This window comes from Chryseobacterium contaminans, assembly GCF_001684955.1.
GTDB lineage: Bacteria > Bacteroidota > Bacteroidia > Flavobacteriales > Weeksellaceae > Chryseobacterium > Chryseobacterium contaminans.
This window is the reverse complement of sequence record NZ_MAYF01000358.1, coordinates 1-15,511: the sequence shown is the minus strand read 5'-3', so window position 1 is coordinate 15,511 and position 15,511 is coordinate 1. Positions and strand designations below refer to the sequence as shown.

Here is a 15,511-nt window from a genome sequence, read left to right as displayed (position 1 = left end):
TTAAACTTTCTTAATTGTTATTCTGAATGTAGTTCCTTTTCCAACTTCTGTCTGGGAAATTTTAATATCCCCGTTGTGATATTCGTGGATAACCCTTTGCGCCAATGACAATCCCAGTCCCCAGCCTCTTTTCTTGGTAGAATATCCCGGCTTAAAGGCATTTCTGGCCTGTTGGCTCGTCATTCCGCTCCCATTGTCTTTTACTTCAATCAGTATATTTTTATTTCTTTCAAAAACTGACATCACAATAGCACCTTCTCCTTTCATGGCATCCACTGCATTTTTTACCAGGTTTTCAATAACCCAGCTCATCAAAATTTTATTATGCGGAACCAACACAGTATAAGCAGGAAGATGAAGGGTAAAATCTACCTTTCTTGAAATTCTTGTTTTTAAATAATCATAGTTCTCCTGGATCGTTTCATTGAAATTCATATCATTCAGCTCCGGAACAGAACCTATTTTTGAGAAACGCTCGGAAATGGTTCTCAGCCTTTCAATATCTTTTTCAATCTCATGTACCCCTTCGGAATCCGGATTTTCCAGCTTCATAATTTCCATCCATCCGATCATGGAAGATAAAGGGGTTCCAATCTGATGCGCTGTTTCTTTAGCCAGACCTGCCCAAAGATACCCCTCATCTGTCTTTTTAATGGTTTTAAAAAACCAGAAACTAAATCCGAAATACAACAGGATAAACAATCCTAAGATATAAGGTGAATATCTCAGATTATTAAGCAATCGTGAGTTGTCATAATACACAAACTGGTTATTCCCATCCGGAACCTTGATTTCGATTGGGTCATAGTTTTTCTCCATATTCATGATCAGATTATGGAGTTTTTGCGGATTTTTGATGGTACTTTCAGGAATATTCCGATAATATCCCAGATCAAGGATCGGGTTTTTATACTTATCCGTCACAATAAACGGAATAGTATTGTTGATATTAAGGATTTCAGGTAACAGATCCAGAACATCAGTATCAGGAGTTTTCACTTCCTGTTGGATTCTGATAGCTTTGGAAAGCAGATTGATCCTTTTGATCTCCTCTTTTCTAAGGAAATTAATCAACGCTGTAGAAGATACTACAATGGCAATTACCAACGTAGTCATTACAACAAAAATAATCCAGTTATTCAGCCTGGTTAATATAGATTTCCTCAAGTTATTTATTTTAAAATAGTAAGAATTTTCTGCAGCTCTGTGCTTCCGCTTCCCTGGTAATTATTGATAATGATTGAAAACACATACTTCTTTCCATCTTTTGAGGTATGATATCCTGCAAAAGATTTGGTATCCTTCATTGTTCCGCTTTTCATTTTCATACCATTGTCCTGAACAGGGAATCCATCATAATAAGATTCAAACCAGGATTGTTTTTTGGCATATAAAAGTGCCTGTACTTCTGCTTTTGCCGCCACATAATTCTGGGGTGAAAGTCCGCTTCCATCAGCAAAATTGATCATATTTGGATTAATTCCTTTTGATTTCCAAAATTCCTTTAAATAAGCAACTCCGCTTTTGAAGCTTGGATTTCCCTTTTTTTCTTTTCCTAAAGTCTTAATTAGTGTTTCCCCATAAAGGTTTACACTTTTCCTCAGAAACCAATACACTATTTTATCCAATGTTGGAGACTGATAGGTTAGAATTACATTATTTTTAGGAGCTTCCAATGCCTGTTTTCCTTCTAATTCAAGTTGTGAATTGGTAACCGCTTTCCCGGAAAGTTCAATCCCTGATTCTTTTAGCCATTGCTTTACTTCTGCTGCGAGCTGTACAGGCGGATTAGGGGTAGACCCGGAAACCGTTACCATTTTTCCTCCCGGAAGCATTCCATTAATTAATGCTACGTTGGAATGAGGTGCTGTGAAGATCAAACTCTGATCGGAGCTACCGCCTGCTTTCAGATCATTCAGCCATTTTACATTTTCCAATGGATAGGAAAAGCTTTTAAAATCTGTTCCATTGATATTGATATCAAATTGGTTTTCTCTCCAATTAATTCCCCAGACTCCTGCTCCGTAGTAATTTCCAAGATCATCCCACGGCCATCCTCCAGGAATGGTTTGATGATCAAAATAAGAATCATCAATCACCAGATCACCGGAAATCTTTGTGATCCCGGAATTTTTAATGGCTTCTATCAATTTCTTTTTAAAACTTTCAGGTTTGTAAGCCTCATACCTCCAGCTTCCCAAAGTAGGATCACCATTGGAACTGATGAAAAGATTTCCGTTCAGGTTTCCACCGGATATGCTTCCGGAATAACTTGAAGTGGTAGTATAAGTGTAATTTTTTCCTAATGTTTCTAAGGCAGCAGCGGCTGTAAATATTTTCTGGGTAGAAGCCGTAGAAAGTCCTTTACTTCCCTGATATTCGTATATAAAATTACCGTTTTCATCTGATACATAAAATGATAAGCTAGAAGCTACTGCCCCTGAAGAATCCATAAGATCTTTGGTTGCTTTATCTAATTTCTGGGCTATATTCTGGGCCAAAACCATCTGTACAGAAAGGGTGAGAACTGCAAGTGTTTTTTTCATTGCATTGTTGTTTTATGCTACACCTGTCATTCCGAATCCTCCCTGATAGCTGTAAATGCAGTCCGGAAGTGAAATGAAGAATCTGCATTAAAAATGAGATCCCTCATTCGTCGGAATGACAGTGATTTAAAATTGTACCTATTATTTTATTTAAAACTCTAACTCAAATATAGTTAAAATAAAAGCTTCTTATATTCCTCAATTTCAGTGGGAGTGAAAAGAATTTGATGGCCAGGATTTTTTTCAAATGAACAGTCATATTCAAAATACTCTTCATAGCCGTCCTCGTCTATGAATATATCCATCTGACATTCTTTTATATATTCAAGTTTTTCTCCATACTCTTCCTCATGATATTTACTGGCACTCCAAGGTTCATTATGACAGCGTAAACAGGATTGATGATATATCGCTTTATGTCCACATATTTCACAATCCTGCAGATTTTGGAACAGATCTGAAATTCTGTTCTGTATATCTTCCGTAAATAAATGTAGAGGAACTGCCTTTAAAAGCAGATAATAATTCGGGTCCTGACTTGAAAAAGAGAAAGGTTCATCAGTATTGATGGAATTTTTTATGTAAAGATTCAGTTGTTTCAAATCGAATTCCACTTCGGCTTTTACAATATCCTCCAGGTTCAGAACAGGTTTCTTCTCATAAATGATATTCTGTTTTTCATCAATTTCCATGATGGGTTTCTGATCAATAAAATGATGAATGCATAAGGTAGTTTCCCAGGAATTAATGATTCTTAATTTGCCCTCACCACCACAAATCTCACAGGTCTTTCCAGACAGTCGGGCATATTTATGAGTAATCTTTTTCAGCCTGGCATTCAATTCTTCATCTTCAGAATAAATATAACACCTCAGTCCCCCAAATTTCTCTTTCCCAAAGACATCATGTTCTATATTCCAGCCTGCAGCAATCAATTCAGAGAGCATTCTTCCAATCAGATCATTCCAACCGGTGCTGTTGACTGAAAAATTTTTCAGATTACGTTCTATAAAGCTATTGATATCTTGTCGCTCCATTATAATGAGCTTCCCGCTTCTATTTCGTAAGGTTCTTTTCCTTTTTCAAAAATTCTGGTCAGTTCACTTCCTTCCACTGTAATGGTATCATTAATTCTTCTGATCCAGTTTCCTTCTCTAAGACCTACTACTTTAAGATCATTTTGGGTAAGAAATTCCATGATACGGGTTTCTCTGGTTTCTCCATTATGTTTTAAATCCGGATTCGGATCAAGATAATGCGGGTTTAGGTTGAACGGAACCAATCCCATACAGTCAAAGCTTGGGGGATAAACAATTGGCATATCGTTCGTTGTTTTCATATTCTGTCCTCCGATATTACTTCCTGCGCTGCAACCCAGATATGGTTTTCCACTGGTTACATTTTCTTTCAATACAGACATTAATCCTTCTTCGTGCAATGTTTTCACCAGTAAGAATGTATTTCCACCGCCTGTAAAAAAGCCTTTTGCCTGGTTTAGAGCTTCAGCTTTATTTTCAAACTCATGAAGTCCTTTTACTTTGATGTTGATGGTTTCAAAAAATGAACGGGCCTTTACCGTATAATCATCATGGGAAATACCTCCGGGTCTTGCAAAAGGAATAAAAACGATCTCGTCAATTCCTGCGTATAATTGGATTAATTCTTCTCTTAAATATTCCAGATATTCTCCACCGAAAAGTGTAGAAGTAGAAGCTAATATAATATTCATAGGATTATTTGATTATAAAAATAGACTTACAAAGATAGGTTCAAACACCAACGAATCAAAAATTAATCTAAAAAAAATAGGAATCCCGTTAATATTTTCTAAAAAAACTTAAAGCCTCTAAAATTTGAGATTTTCTGGAATTATTATTGAATTTTAGAAACTCGAATTATAAAATATAAGATTATGAAAATGCCGAAAGTTAACATCAAAAACCTATTTGCAGGTTTAATTCTTGTAGGAAGCGCTAGTTTTGTAAGTGCACAAACCAACCAAACGAACAGTGCTGCCAATACAGCAACACAAACTGCTGCTACTCAACAAAACCCTACTATTGAAGGTCTTAAAAAACAAATTGAAGCCAATCCAAAAGATACAGAATCCTTAGCCAAATTGGCTACTGCTTATCAGGAAGCATCAGACTGGACAAATGCGGTTGAAACCTGGAAAAAAATATCCGTTTTATTACCGGATTGGGCTCCGGCTTACTACAGCCAGGCTTACGCTTACCAGTCAGCTAAAGATGATGCCAATGCAAAGATTGCTTATGAAAAATATGTGGCAACTGTAAAACCTGAGGAGGTAGAACAAAATAAGAAGAATCTGGCCTATGCTTACTTCTATATTGCCTTCTCGGAACAGCAAACTGATCCGAATAAAGCAAAAGAACATATTGCAAAATCACTGCAGTACGACCCTAACAATCAGGATGCTATAAAATTAAGCAAAGCTTTAAATTCATAACTAAAAACAAACTCCGGAAGAATTTCCGGAGTTCGTTTTTATTATTTTATCATACATTTTTACTCAATCTTCTTTCCAAAGAAATCTGTTTCTCCATGCAGATGTCTGATAATTTTCTCAATATTACGCTGGATACTGGCTTCTGTTTTCAGATTATTGATATAACGGATTAGTTCATGTCGTCTTGAAGGAATCAGCTTTTCAAAATTGTTGGTTGCCAGTGTACTCTCTTTTATGGCTTTTTCTAATTGAGGGTGGATAGAAATACTCCTGTCTGAGTTATCATATTCCAACATTACTTCAATAGTTTCACCAATTCTTTTGGGAGAATTTTTCAGCATGATTAAATTGATGTACAGCCTCCATTCGCCAAGATATTTCATCAGATTTTGCTGAAACTCCTTCCCATTCACTGTTCCTTTTACCGGAATCGGGCTTTTATTTCTTCCTGAGGCTTCAAAAATTCCTTCCAGAATATCTTCGGGAACAAAAACAAAAGGATTGATTCCTATGATTTCTAATGTAGCTGTAAAAGTGGTGTCTTTCATTGGTTATAAGCATTAAAACAAAATTAGCTATTAGATTTTACATAATTGCAATTCTTTAATGACCACAATTATATTTGAAGCTGTTTTTTTATGTTTTGCCTGATAATTTTACCTCTTTATCCTTACTTTTTATAATGCCAGCTTCCCTATTACTCTAAAACCCTATAACTCACCTAGCCCAACTTCACCCCTGAAAAAATCATATCCCAGAACTCAATTAAATGACTTATCTTTGCATCAATAAATCTATTTAACAAAATGAAATTTTTTATTGACACAGCTAATTTAGAGCAAATCAAGGAAGCTAAAGATCTTGGAATCTTAGATGGTGTAACTACCAACCCTTCATTAATGGCTAAAGAAGGTATTCAGGGAGCTGAAGCGATCAAAAACCATTATAAAACGATCTGCGAGCTTGTAGACGGAGATATTTCTGCGGAAGTACTTTCTACAACGTATGAAGAAATGATTAAAGAAGGAGACGAATTGGCTGCAATCCACCCAAATATCGTGGTAAAAATCCCAATGATTAAGGATGGTATCAAAGCTTTAAAATATTTTTCTGATAAGGGAATCAAAACCAACTGTACATTGATCTTCTCTCCAGGGCAGGCTCTTTTGGCAGCTAAAGCAGGAGCAACTTATGTTTCTCCATTCCTTGGAAGATTAGATGATATTTCTACAGACGGATTAAACCTGATCCAGGAGATCAGATTAATTTTCGATAACTATATGTTCGAAACTGAAATCTTAGCGGCTTCCATCCGTCACTCAATGCACATCATCGACTGTGCTAAAATCGGAGCTGATGTGATTACATCTCCACTGCCTCCGATCTTGAGCTTATTAAAGCACCCATTAACAGACAGCGGATTGGCTCAGTTTATTGCTGATTCTCAGAAATTATCTTAATCTCTGACTGTTTTTTTCAGATATAAAAATCCCGGAACTTCGTTCCGGGATTTTGTTTTATTCATTTCCTTCAATATTTTTCACCACTTTACAGGGGTTTCCCACCGCTACAACATTTTCCGGAATATCTTTAGTTACTACACTTCCCGCTCCTATCACCGCATTATTTCCAATAGTAACTCCCGGTAAAACCACTACATTCCCACCCAACCAAACATTGTCGCCCACTGTAATCGGATGGGCATATTCCAACCCTGCATTTCTCTGTTTGACATCAAGAGGATGCCCAGCGGTATAAAAACTACAATTGGGTCCGATGAAAACATTATCTCCGAATCTTACCACCGCACAATCCAGTATCACAAGGTTATGATTGGCATAAAAATTCTCTCCCACTTCAATATTATAGCCATAGTCACACCAGAAAGAGGGTTCAATACATAGGTTTTCCTTTGTACTTCCTAAAATACGTTTAAGCAACTTACTTCTCCCTTCTGTATCAGAATTCTTCAATCCGTTATATTCTAAGCACAGGTCTTTGCATGCTGTACGTTCCTGAATCAGTTCAGGATCATAATTCGCATCATATAAAAGTCCGGCCTTACATTTTTCTTTTTCCGTCATAACATAAATGGTTTCTAGTTTAAAGTTTGAGGTTTAAGATCGTTAAAAATAGACATATTTCCTATAATAAAGCCATCATTCACCACCCCTATTACCTAACAAAAAAAACAGAACAACCTTTCGAGTTATCCTGTTCAGTAGAAAATAATAATTTTAGTTCACCAGATCCGGTTCTATCGGATTGTTGTCTTTTTGAAGCATATCTTTGGTTCGCTTTTCCATTTCTTTGAGGACCTGATTAGGGTCTGAGAATTCTTTGCCGTCTGCTGTTTTCACTTTAAAAGCTACTTTTCCTCCAGATTCACTGCCATTTCTCATCATCAGTTCTCTCACATTTTTTGTAGGATCATTTATATAGGCTTTCCATGCTTTTTTAAACTGATCTTTAGTCACTTCAATATCCTTTCCGTCCAATCCCATTATTTTTATATTTCCGGGAAGCTGAAGCTCTTCTTCCTTTTCCTGAGTTTTCAAGCTTTTATTACCGATCAGCTGCATACTATGTGAACCCGTGGCATCTTCTATTTTTACGATAAGACCTGGAAGTCCATAAAAGATATAAGGTCCATCCTGAATAGGAATATCTGCTGTAAACCAAGCCGTCCAATCTCTTCCGCCAAAGCTTGTAGTTGCTTTCTGAACGTTGTATTCTCCTATTTTTTGTTTATCTGGTAAAATTTTCCATTCCGGTTTTTTATCTTCCTTAATTTTATATTTATCCATAGAAATACTTCTGAAAAGATAAGTTTTAAAATCAGGATACTGTTTGGTCACTCTATAAGCAACCATTCCCGGTTTTTCAGTTCTGTTCATACTGATGCTTCCACCTCCGGATTTCAGTTGTTTCTCAATATTAGCACGGGCAGTAGAATCTGCAACAAATTTATCATGGCTGTAATAATTGGATCCGTTTTTATCAATATCCAGCAGCATCATTTCCTTCTTTACATCTTCTTTGTTATTAGAATCCGGAATAAATTTATATTCATAGAAAAACCTGTTTGTCTGTGCATTAACCAGCATTCCCAGGAACATAAAAAATAAAACTTTATTTTTCATAATGGATGATAAAAAAGGCTTTGTCAATACAATATTGGCAAAACCTGGTTAAACTTTATTTCTTGGTCTGAATTCTTATTTCATTCTGCGTTCCGCGTATCGCATTTTCTTTAATGACATTCATACTGGCAATATTTTCAGGTTTTAATGCCTGCACCTGTTCTTTAGAAGCTTCAACTCCATCAATGAAATATTTTATATTATCCCAACCTTTCATATTATACTTCTTCACACCCTGCATGGTGATGTTTCCATTTCCATCTTTCTTAATAAAATCTGCCTGTAATACCATTACTTTAGGAGAACTATTTATTGTTGTGAAGCTCATGTTTTTTGTTGCTATTTCCGCATCCTGTCTGGCCTGTTCTGCAATTACTTTAGCCTGCTCAGCTGCTTTTTTTGCTGCTTCTATATCAATTTTTGATTTTTCGACTTCTATCCTGGCCTTTTCAGCTGCTATTCTTCCGATTTCTGCAGCATCGGCACCCAATTTAGCCGCTTTCTTCCCTATTTTTTGGGCCTCCTTAGCAGCTTTGGCAGCTTGTCTCTCAATTTTTCGGAGTTCTTTTTTATCAAGAGGGTCCATGTTTTCAAGATCCTCCATTTGCTTTTTCCATTCAGGAGAATTAAAATATTCATCTACCTGTTTGCTGGATTCGGCTGTAATCTCCGCCATGGTTGAAGCCAAATCATCAATTTCTTCCATTTTCTTTTCAAAGGCCTTACTGTCAGGATCCAGTTTGCTTAGCTCTTGCTGTTTTTCCTTCATCTTTTTCTGAAGTTCGGCCAATTGCTTATTGGAATCTTCAGGATCAGGCAGTCCAGTTTTTTCTTTCTGCTGTATTTTTTCTTTTACAGTATCATTTTTAATTTCTGTAAGTGCTTTTTTAACAGAAAGGTTAGTTTCTTCAATTTCTCTGTTCTTAGCGTTTACCAGGTAAGCAAAAGCTACGGTAAATAAAACCGGCAACGCAAGAATTCTACGCGCATACCCGAATTTGGTTTTTGGTTTTTGTAACATTTTAAGTCTTTTTTTAAGGTTTGAACTTAGAAACGGACTGGCTGCAGGCAACTGGGTTCCGGAAAAGTGGCTTGCTAAAAGCATCTGCGCAAATGCTTTGGTGTCCGAATTCTTTACGGCTTTTTTATCAGCCAGATATTCATGGATTAAACTAATTTCTCTTTTAATGATATGAAAGAACGGATTGAACCAGAAAACGGCTGTAACCACTTCAATAAAAATCTTATCAAATGAATGTTTCTGTTCAATATGTACCATCTCATGTTTTAAAATCTGTTTTCCAACCGCTGAATCCAAGGTTATGGTATTCTTCCAGAAAAGGTTTTTAAAATATGAAAACGGAGCTTCGGTTAAGTCTGTACGGTAAAAATTGATCCCGTCAAAACTTTCTTTCTGAAACTGTGCCTTAAACTGCTGAATCTTGAAGATCCCGTAGATAAGCTTCCCTAAAAAGTAGAGAGAAACCAGTCCCAGAGCTGAAAAAATAAGGTTAAAATAAAGGTTACCATTGTTTACGTTTTTTGGGGTGTTAAAATTCTGAATTTTATCAAGCAGCAAATACACATCACTATTAACCTCTATCGTAAAATCATCCACTTTAATAAGCGGCAGCAACAGTGATATTACAATTGCCAACAGAAGATAGAATCTGTTATAATGATGGAATGTCTTGTCTTTTAAAGACAACTGATAATACAGAAACATTACACCTGAACATAAAATTACTTTTCCAAAGTATAGAAGTAGGGTCTCCATGGTTATTAGTCTTTGTTTTTAAGTTCGTCCAGCAGCATTTCAAGGTCTTCTACCGTCATTTCATTTTTTTCTACCAGAAATGAAACAGCACTTTTATAGGATCCTTTGAAATAATTTTTCACAAGGCTCTTCATCGTCTTTCCTGAGTACTGTTCTTTGGTAACCAACGGAAAATACTCATGTTGTCTTCCGTATACGTTATAATCTACGAATTCCTTATCCTTTAATACTTTCAAAATAGTGGAAACGGTATTGGTATGTGGCTTTGGTTCCGGAAAGAGATCAAGAATATCTTTAAGAAATCCTTTTTCCAATTTCCATACATACTGCATTACCTGTTCTTCTGCCTTTGTTAAAGTCTGGTTTTTCATGTCCTTTCATTTATCATTAAAATGATATACAAATTGTTTTTGCTATATCACTAAGAAATTAGTTATACAAATGTAGAAATAAAATTGAATCTAACAACTATTTTTTTAGTGATAGAACCAACAAAACACATAAACACCTGTAAATCAATATTATATTTTTCAATTAAAGGTAGTATTTATTTAATAAAACAGGAATATCAATAATTTGAAAATTTAAATATAAACATCAGATATAGACCGTAATTTTATTTGTGATTAAGAAATTTTATAAAATAATCATCATTACAAGCCTCCAAAAAACATCATTTATACAATAATGAAGACTTTACATTGTAGATTTGTTAAATTTTATTAAAGAAAATTAAAATGAATTTGTTAAAACCCGGAAATTATATTTATTTTAGTGCCTTAAAAATTTCTCATGAAAAGATATAATTTATTGATTGTACTACTGCTGCTTATTTTTAACGTTACTACAGCACAAAAGAAAAAGTCTCCAGCTGCTGATCTTAGCATCTTAAAGGATACTAAATCTAAAATTGAAGCTACAGTTCCATTAGTCATTCAACATCTTCAGGCCATTTCTACAAAAGAAGGCGACAATAATATCGTTATCAACGGAAAAACTGCACTAGGAAAAGAATATGGCATCTTAGAATCTGAATGGTTTTTATACAGAAACAATATGAAAAACTGTATCCTGAACAATTCTTCCAAGAAAGCTAAGAAATGTATGGAATACCATACTCAATATCTTAGAAATACATTCATCAATTATAACAACTATATTTCTAACCTTACCAGAAAGAATGGATATTTGGGAGTGGAAGGTGATACGAAGTTCGATTTCAAACCAGCTGATATTGCAATGAAACTTACAGAGGCTTATTTCAATGCGAATGATGCTGCAGGAAGAATGAAAGCAGACCAAAAAAGAGAATTCCTTGGGGCAACTATGAGTGACGACAATAAGTTAACACCTTATGCTCAATTGGCACAATAAGAAAACTTATACTTTAACAATATAAAAAAGAGAACTGTTTTGCAGTTCTCTTTTTTTTTTGCAGCAAAAAATCCCCGCCCAAAGCAGTTTTGTGGTACTAATCATAAAACCTGGGAAAAAGTAGATATAAGGCGGAGATAATCTGCATCGCTCTATAAGACCAACTGTCCTACCCTTGATCTATAAGAACTGTACAAAAATAGGATTATGTAATCTCCCCCTAAAAGAATCGCTGTAGAATTAAGTATCAGCAATTGTAGAAGTAATACTACTTATTATTACGTATAAATAACTAATGTCAGAGGAAATTATAAGATCAGCCTGCTTTTATTTTTATCTATTTCCACCAATGGTAGTAATTATGCAATCCGTCATATTCAAATCCGCACCTGGGATACAGTGTATTGCCAATTTCATTTGTTTTCTCAGTTTCAAGCATTAATCCACAAGCTCCTGTTTCTTCACACCATTGCTTACTGCGGTCAATCAGCCCTACAGAAAGTCCTTTTCCTCTATAATCAGGATGTACAAATAAATCGCTGAGCAACCATTGCTTTTGCAATTTGGTATAATGGAACAGTTTGTAAAGCTGTACAAATCCTGCCGCTTTTCCGTCAACATAAGCAAGGAAAATATCAGATTCACTGTTCAGGAACCTTTCTTTAAGGAATGCTTTTCCCTTTTCTACATCAGATTCCTGTCTGTAAAAAATACGGTAAAGATTAAATAATTCTGCTGTTTCATTAAGATCCTCAAGACTTGCTTTTTTAATTGTGTAGTTCATTGTTATATTGATTTTGATTAACACGGCAAAAGTATCTTTAAACAGGACTGCATTTATCATCCAGATTTAAGTTATCAAGATAGTCCAGAAAAGCCAAAATCAGTTTTAAAGATCTTCTACAAAACCTAAATATCACACGTTTTGGATTTTATATTTTCCCACAACTTCAGACCTTTGTTCAATAAAAATAAAACAATGACAGATCTAGCCGAAAGAATTAAAAATACAGACTGGCAGTCCATTACAGACTCTATGCATAAAAATGGATATGCTATTCTTTCCAATTTCCTATCAGATGATGAATGTAATCAGTTGACCTCCGGTTACAATCAATCTGAACTCTATCGTAAAACAGTTATTATGGCACGGCATCGTTTCGGCCTGGGTGAATATAAATATTTTAATTATCCACTGCCGGAATTACTTCAGACCCTGCGTACCCATATTTATCCGTACCTGGCTCCCATTGCCAATACATGGTTTAAGGCATTGAATATAGAGGGATCTTTCCCATTAGAACATGACATTTTTTTACAGCAATGCCACTCTAAAAATCAACTTAAAGCCACAGCTTTGATTCTAAAATATGAGGAAGGTGGTTTCAATACTTTACATCAGGATTTATATGGAGAGCTTTATTTTCCCATCCAAATCGTCTTGATGCTGAGCGAACCTGGACAGGATTTCACAGGAGGTGAATTTGTTCTTACCCAACAAGTTCCAAGAGCACAATCCAAAGCTATTGTTTTAAAACCTAAAAAAGGTGACATTCTCATATTTACCACCAATTTCAAACCTGAAAAAGGGGCAAAAAGATATTATAGAGTGAATATGAAACATGGAGTTAGTGAAGTAAAGACAGGAAAGCGCTTTGCCTTAGGAATTATTTTCCATGATGCAGAACATTAAAAAGCCGGAAGAAGGAAATGGAAGAATGGAATGTAATGACAGACAGGAATCCATAACCAAAAATTAATTCAACGGATTACAAAACAACTTTCAATTTCAGGCTTGAAGAGCTTCCCTCTTCCAGCCTCCAGCTTCCTTACCAAAATATGATCCTACATTCACAGCTCTCAGATTCTGAACTAAAAAGTAAAATACGAAAACAGGAAATCCTTCTGGGTGGCAATAAAAATCTAAAAATATATGGATTACTTACCTGTACATCAGGAAAAAGAATGAAAAAGGAAAACAGGATTTTTTTTACCGGGGAACCTGAAGCTTTACAAAAAGGATACCGTCCCTGTGGTCATTGTATGAGAGAAAAGTATCAGCAATGGAAATCCCAGCATCCCCCCATCTTAAAGTAAAAGGAATTTTATGTAAATTAGTAACCTTCATATTGATTTAAAAACTAATTGACAAAATGAATCCAGAGAATAACTATATAGAGATAAACAAAAAATCATGGAATAAGAGAACCGAGGCCCATATCAATTCTGAATTTTATGACGTTGACGGATTTCTGAAAGGAAAAACCTCTTTAAATGATATTGAACTGAATTTATTAGGAGATTTAAAAGGAAAATCAATTTTACATTTACAATGTCATTTCGGACAGGATACCATTTCTTTAAGCAGGCTTGGAGCGGAAGTTACCGGTATTGACTTATCTGACAAAGCCATTGAGAGTGCTCTGCAACTGGCACATGATACCCATTCAAGTGCACAATTTATCTGCAGTGATATTTACGATCTTCCCAATCATCTCAACAAACAGTTTGATATTGTTTTTACCAGTTATGGAACTATTGGCTGGTTACCGGATCTTGATAAATGGGCAAAAGTTGTCTCTCATTTTCTAAAACCCAACGGAAGATTTGTATTTGTTGAGTTTCATCCTGTAGTCTGGATGTTTGATGACAATTTCGAAACCGTAGGATACAGATACTTTAATTCAGGGGCTATTGTAGAAACGGTAAGCGGTACTTATGCGGACAGAAATGCGGATATTACTGAATCCACCGTAACATGGAACCACGGGCTAAGTGAAGTAATGAACAGTCTTATCAAAAGCGGACTTGAAATTAACAGCCTTGATGAGTTTGATTACTCTCCTTACAACTGTTTCAACGGAACCGTTGAATTTGAGCCTAAAAAATATAGAATAGCCCATTTGGAAGATAAAATTCCCATGGTTTATTCTGTAGTGGCTACGAAAAAGAACAATTAATGTCTTCCGGATTTTCAAAGATACCATCAGTATTCTTGGGACTGGAAAAACAGACACTATATTTTTTGCCACGAATACACGAATAAATAAGCATTAAATTCTATGCATAACAAAATAATTCGTGCATTCGTGGCGATTAAAAATATATGTTAGTGGTATACAATTTTATCAGAGATCATCCTTGTGTCTTACAACAACAGCTATTCAAAAAAATTTACGCCTTCCAACCTATTTTTCAAAGTTAAGAAATGACGAAATTCATATACCTACTATCTCTCTCAAACTTTTTTTGGACATATTCACAAAACAACAAAGCTGTTATGGAGATAAATTATGAAACAAAAATTATTTCCGACAGTCTCAATAAAGATAAAGTAGATATTTATACATCAACACTGCTTTGTAATAATAAGCAATCAGTTTATTTTAGCCGGGAAGCAAAAGCTTTTTATAATGGAACTTCCAGCCAAACAATCAGTACTTCATTCGGTGCGATCTTAAAATATCCAAAATCAGTAGCAAGTATCTATAAAGAGAATGAAACACTTACAGCCTCTTTACCTGTTGGAAAGTATATTTTCACCTTTGAAGAACCAACCTTAAAATGGGAAATATTAAATGATATGAAAACCATAAAAGGATTTAAAACAAGATTGGCAAAAACTATTACAGATACCGGAGATACTTTTTTTGCATGGTTTACTCCTGATATCCCTATAACAGAGGGGCCTTTTCGATTTAAAGGACTCTCAGGTTTAGTGCTGGAAGTTTACAATGCATCAAAAACTATAGAAATTTACGCTACAGATATTAAGAAGTCTGAAGAAATTATAGAACCGCTACATTATAGAGGGGATATAAAAGCCAAATCCAAAAAACAATTTCTTGAGGCAAGAAAAAATTATTCTGAAAATCCTTCGATGTACAACGGAAATTTAAAAATAGTGGATGAGAACGGAAATGATAAAACCAAGTTGTTAACAGAAAGAATAAAAAAAATCAACACATTTTTAGATTAATGAATGATGAGAAAATACAGAAATAAACTCTAATTAGGTAAAATTTCTACAAATTTCAGGTTTATTGGCAGCAACAGGAAATAAAAAAGAGAAGCAATATAAAATTACTTCTCTCGTTGAGTAGCGGGAACCGGACTCGAACCGATGACCTTCGGGTTATGAGCCCGACGAGCTACCTACTGCTCCATCCCGCGGTGTATTTTTAGAGTGTTTACCGACAAC

The 15,511-nt window shown here is 35.2% G+C and carries 17 protein-coding genes and 1 tRNA gene; 7 read left to right on the top strand and 11 right to left on the bottom strand.

What is annotated here, in order from left to right; translation table 11 throughout:
- The 4 genes from BBH99_RS21205 to pepE form a co-directional block, all read right to left on the bottom strand.
- Complete coding sequence (locus tag BBH99_RS21205; RefSeq protein WP_066700378.1) at window positions 1-1,167, bottom strand: sensor histidine kinase; 1,167 nt, start codon at window positions 1,165-1,167, stop codon at window positions 1-3.
- A 5-nt stretch (window positions 1,168-1,172) separates the two neighbouring features.
- Complete coding sequence (gene dacB, locus BBH99_RS21200) at window positions 1,173-2,546, bottom strand: D-alanyl-D-alanine carboxypeptidase/D-alanyl-D-alanine endopeptidase (protein WP_066700377.1); 1,374 nt, start codon at window positions 2,544-2,546, stop codon at window positions 1,173-1,175.
- 173 nt (window positions 2,547-2,719) lie between these two features.
- Window positions 2,720-3,583, bottom strand: coding sequence for a hypothetical protein (locus tag BBH99_RS21195; protein WP_066700375.1), 864 nt, complete (start codon window positions 3,581-3,583; stop codon window positions 2,720-2,722).
- Window positions 3,583-4,275, bottom strand: coding sequence for a dipeptidase PepE (gene pepE, locus BBH99_RS21190; RefSeq protein WP_066700372.1), 693 nt, complete (start codon window positions 4,273-4,275; stop codon window positions 3,583-3,585). Before pepE ends, BBH99_RS21195 begins: the two co-directional genes overlap by 1 nt.
- 183 nt (window positions 4,276-4,458) lie before the next feature.
- Between pepE and BBH99_RS21185 the strand changes: the two genes are divergently transcribed.
- A complete protein-coding gene (locus tag BBH99_RS21185) occupies window positions 4,459-5,016 on the top strand; it encodes a tetratricopeptide repeat protein (protein ID WP_066700367.1) in 558 nt (185 codons plus the stop codon).
- A gap of 59 nt (window positions 5,017-5,075) precedes the next feature.
- On the opposite strand, the gene BBH99_RS21180 is transcribed toward BBH99_RS21185, so the two are convergent.
- On the bottom strand, window positions 5,076-5,564 hold the full coding sequence (locus tag BBH99_RS21180; protein ID WP_066700364.1) for a YdeI/OmpD-associated family protein: 489 nt from the start codon (window positions 5,562-5,564) through the stop codon (window positions 5,076-5,078).
- A gap of 258 nt (window positions 5,565-5,822) precedes the next feature.
- Between BBH99_RS21180 and fsa the strand changes: the two genes are divergently transcribed.
- The gene (gene fsa, locus BBH99_RS21175) at window positions 5,823-6,476 is read left to right on the top strand and encodes a fructose-6-phosphate aldolase (protein WP_066700362.1); all 654 of its coding nucleotides are present in this window, start codon (window positions 5,823-5,825) and stop codon (window positions 6,474-6,476) included.
- Between the two features lie 57 nt (window positions 6,477-6,533).
- On the opposite strand, the gene BBH99_RS21170 is transcribed toward fsa, so the two are convergent.
- From BBH99_RS21170 to BBH99_RS21155, 4 genes are all read right to left on the bottom strand, one after another.
- Window positions 6,534-7,100, bottom strand: coding sequence for a sugar O-acetyltransferase (locus BBH99_RS21170; protein ID WP_066700360.1), 567 nt, complete (start codon window positions 7,098-7,100; stop codon window positions 6,534-6,536).
- Between the two features lie 153 nt (window positions 7,101-7,253).
- Window positions 7,254-8,159: a GLPGLI family protein gene (locus BBH99_RS21165; RefSeq protein WP_066700359.1), complete on the bottom strand. Its 906-nt coding sequence runs from the start codon at window positions 8,157-8,159 to the stop codon at window positions 7,254-7,256.
- Between the two features lie 55 nt (window positions 8,160-8,214).
- Window positions 8,215-9,936, bottom strand: coding sequence for a M56 family metallopeptidase (locus tag BBH99_RS21160; protein ID WP_066700358.1), 1,722 nt, complete (start codon window positions 9,934-9,936; stop codon window positions 8,215-8,217).
- A gap of 5 nt (window positions 9,937-9,941) precedes the next feature.
- Complete coding sequence (locus BBH99_RS21155; RefSeq protein ID WP_066700357.1) at window positions 9,942-10,307, bottom strand: BlaI/MecI/CopY family transcriptional regulator; 366 nt, start codon at window positions 10,305-10,307, stop codon at window positions 9,942-9,944.
- Window positions 10,308-10,728: 421 nt separating this feature from the next.
- Here BBH99_RS21155 and BBH99_RS21150 point away from each other — a divergent pair, with 421 nt between their 5' ends.
- The gene (locus BBH99_RS21150) at window positions 10,729-11,310 is read left to right on the top strand and encodes a hypothetical protein (RefSeq protein ID WP_066700356.1); all 582 of its coding nucleotides are present in this window, start codon (window positions 10,729-10,731) and stop codon (window positions 11,308-11,310) included.
- A 337-nt stretch (window positions 11,311-11,647) separates the two neighbouring features.
- On the opposite strand, the gene BBH99_RS21145 is transcribed toward BBH99_RS21150, so the two are convergent.
- On the bottom strand, window positions 11,648-12,094 hold the full coding sequence (locus tag BBH99_RS21145) for a GNAT family N-acetyltransferase (protein WP_066700379.1): 447 nt from the start codon (window positions 12,092-12,094) through the stop codon (window positions 11,648-11,650).
- 195 nt (window positions 12,095-12,289) lie between these two features.
- Here BBH99_RS21145 and BBH99_RS21140 point away from each other — a divergent pair, with 195 nt between their 5' ends.
- The 4 genes from BBH99_RS21140 (at window position 12,290) to BBH99_RS21125 (ending at window position 15,289) form a co-directional block, all read left to right on the top strand.
- Window positions 12,290-13,003, top strand: a complete 714-nt coding sequence (locus tag BBH99_RS21140; RefSeq protein ID WP_066700355.1) for a 2OG-Fe(II) oxygenase — start codon at window positions 12,290-12,292, stop codon at window positions 13,001-13,003.
- Window positions 13,004-13,149: 146 nt separating this feature from the next.
- Complete coding sequence (locus BBH99_RS21135) at window positions 13,150-13,407, top strand: Ada metal-binding domain-containing protein (RefSeq protein ID WP_066700354.1); 258 nt, start codon at window positions 13,150-13,152, stop codon at window positions 13,405-13,407.
- A 56-nt stretch (window positions 13,408-13,463) separates the two neighbouring features.
- A complete protein-coding gene (locus BBH99_RS21130) occupies window positions 13,464-14,270 on the top strand; it encodes a class I SAM-dependent methyltransferase (protein WP_066700353.1) in 807 nt (268 codons plus the stop codon).
- A 248-nt stretch (window positions 14,271-14,518) separates the two neighbouring features.
- Window positions 14,519-15,289: a GLPGLI family protein gene (locus BBH99_RS21125; protein WP_066700352.1), complete on the top strand. Its 771-nt coding sequence runs from the start codon at window positions 14,519-14,521 to the stop codon at window positions 15,287-15,289.
- A 121-nt stretch (window positions 15,290-15,410) separates the two neighbouring features.
- Here BBH99_RS21125 and BBH99_RS21120 read toward each other — a convergent pair.
- Window positions 15,411-15,483, bottom strand: a tRNA-Met gene (locus BBH99_RS21120).
- Window positions 15,484-15,511: the final 28 nt, after the last annotated feature.

Coding starts and splice junctions, on each gene's coding strand:
- BBH99_RS21170 (WP_066700360.1), bottom strand. CDS start 7,100: ATGACGGAAAAAGAAAAATGTAAGGCCGGACTTTTATATGATGCGAAT.
- BBH99_RS21135 (WP_066700354.1), top strand. CDS start 13,150: ATGATCCTACATTCACAGCTCTCAGATTCTGAACTAAAAAGTAAAATA.
- BBH99_RS21125 (WP_066700352.1), top strand. CDS start 14,519: ATGACGAAATTCATATACCTACTATCTCTCTCAAACTTTTTTTGGACA.
- BBH99_RS21155 (WP_066700357.1), bottom strand. CDS start 10,307: ATGAAAAACCAGACTTTAACAAAGGCAGAAGAACAGGTAATGCAGTAT.
- dacB (WP_066700377.1), bottom strand. CDS start 2,546: ATGAAAAAAACACTTGCAGTTCTCACCCTTTCTGTACAGATGGTTTTG.
- pepE (WP_066700372.1), bottom strand. CDS start 4,275: ATGAATATTATATTAGCTTCTACTTCTACACTTTTCGGTGGAGAATAT.
- BBH99_RS21150 (WP_066700356.1), top strand. CDS start 10,729: ATGAAAAGATATAATTTATTGATTGTACTACTGCTGCTTATTTTTAAC.
- BBH99_RS21180 (WP_066700364.1), bottom strand. CDS start 5,564: ATGAAAGACACCACTTTTACAGCTACATTAGAAATCATAGGAATCAAT.
- BBH99_RS21165 (WP_066700359.1), bottom strand. CDS start 8,159: ATGAAAAATAAAGTTTTATTTTTTATGTTCCTGGGAATGCTGGTTAAT.
- BBH99_RS21185 (WP_066700367.1), top strand. CDS start 4,459: ATGAAAATGCCGAAAGTTAACATCAAAAACCTATTTGCAGGTTTAATT.
- BBH99_RS21160 (WP_066700358.1), bottom strand. CDS start 9,936: ATGGAGACCCTACTTCTATACTTTGGAAAAGTAATTTTATGTTCAGGT.
- BBH99_RS21145 (WP_066700379.1), bottom strand. CDS start 12,094: ATGAACTACACAATTAAAAAAGCAAGTCTTGAGGATCTTAATGAAACA.
- BBH99_RS21140 (WP_066700355.1), top strand. CDS start 12,290: ATGACAGATCTAGCCGAAAGAATTAAAAATACAGACTGGCAGTCCATT.
- BBH99_RS21195 (WP_066700375.1), bottom strand. CDS start 3,583: ATGGAGCGACAAGATATCAATAGCTTTATAGAACGTAATCTGAAAAAT.
- BBH99_RS21130 (WP_066700353.1), top strand. CDS start 13,464: ATGAATCCAGAGAATAACTATATAGAGATAAACAAAAAATCATGGAAT.
- fsa (WP_066700362.1), top strand. CDS start 5,823: ATGAAATTTTTTATTGACACAGCTAATTTAGAGCAAATCAAGGAAGCT.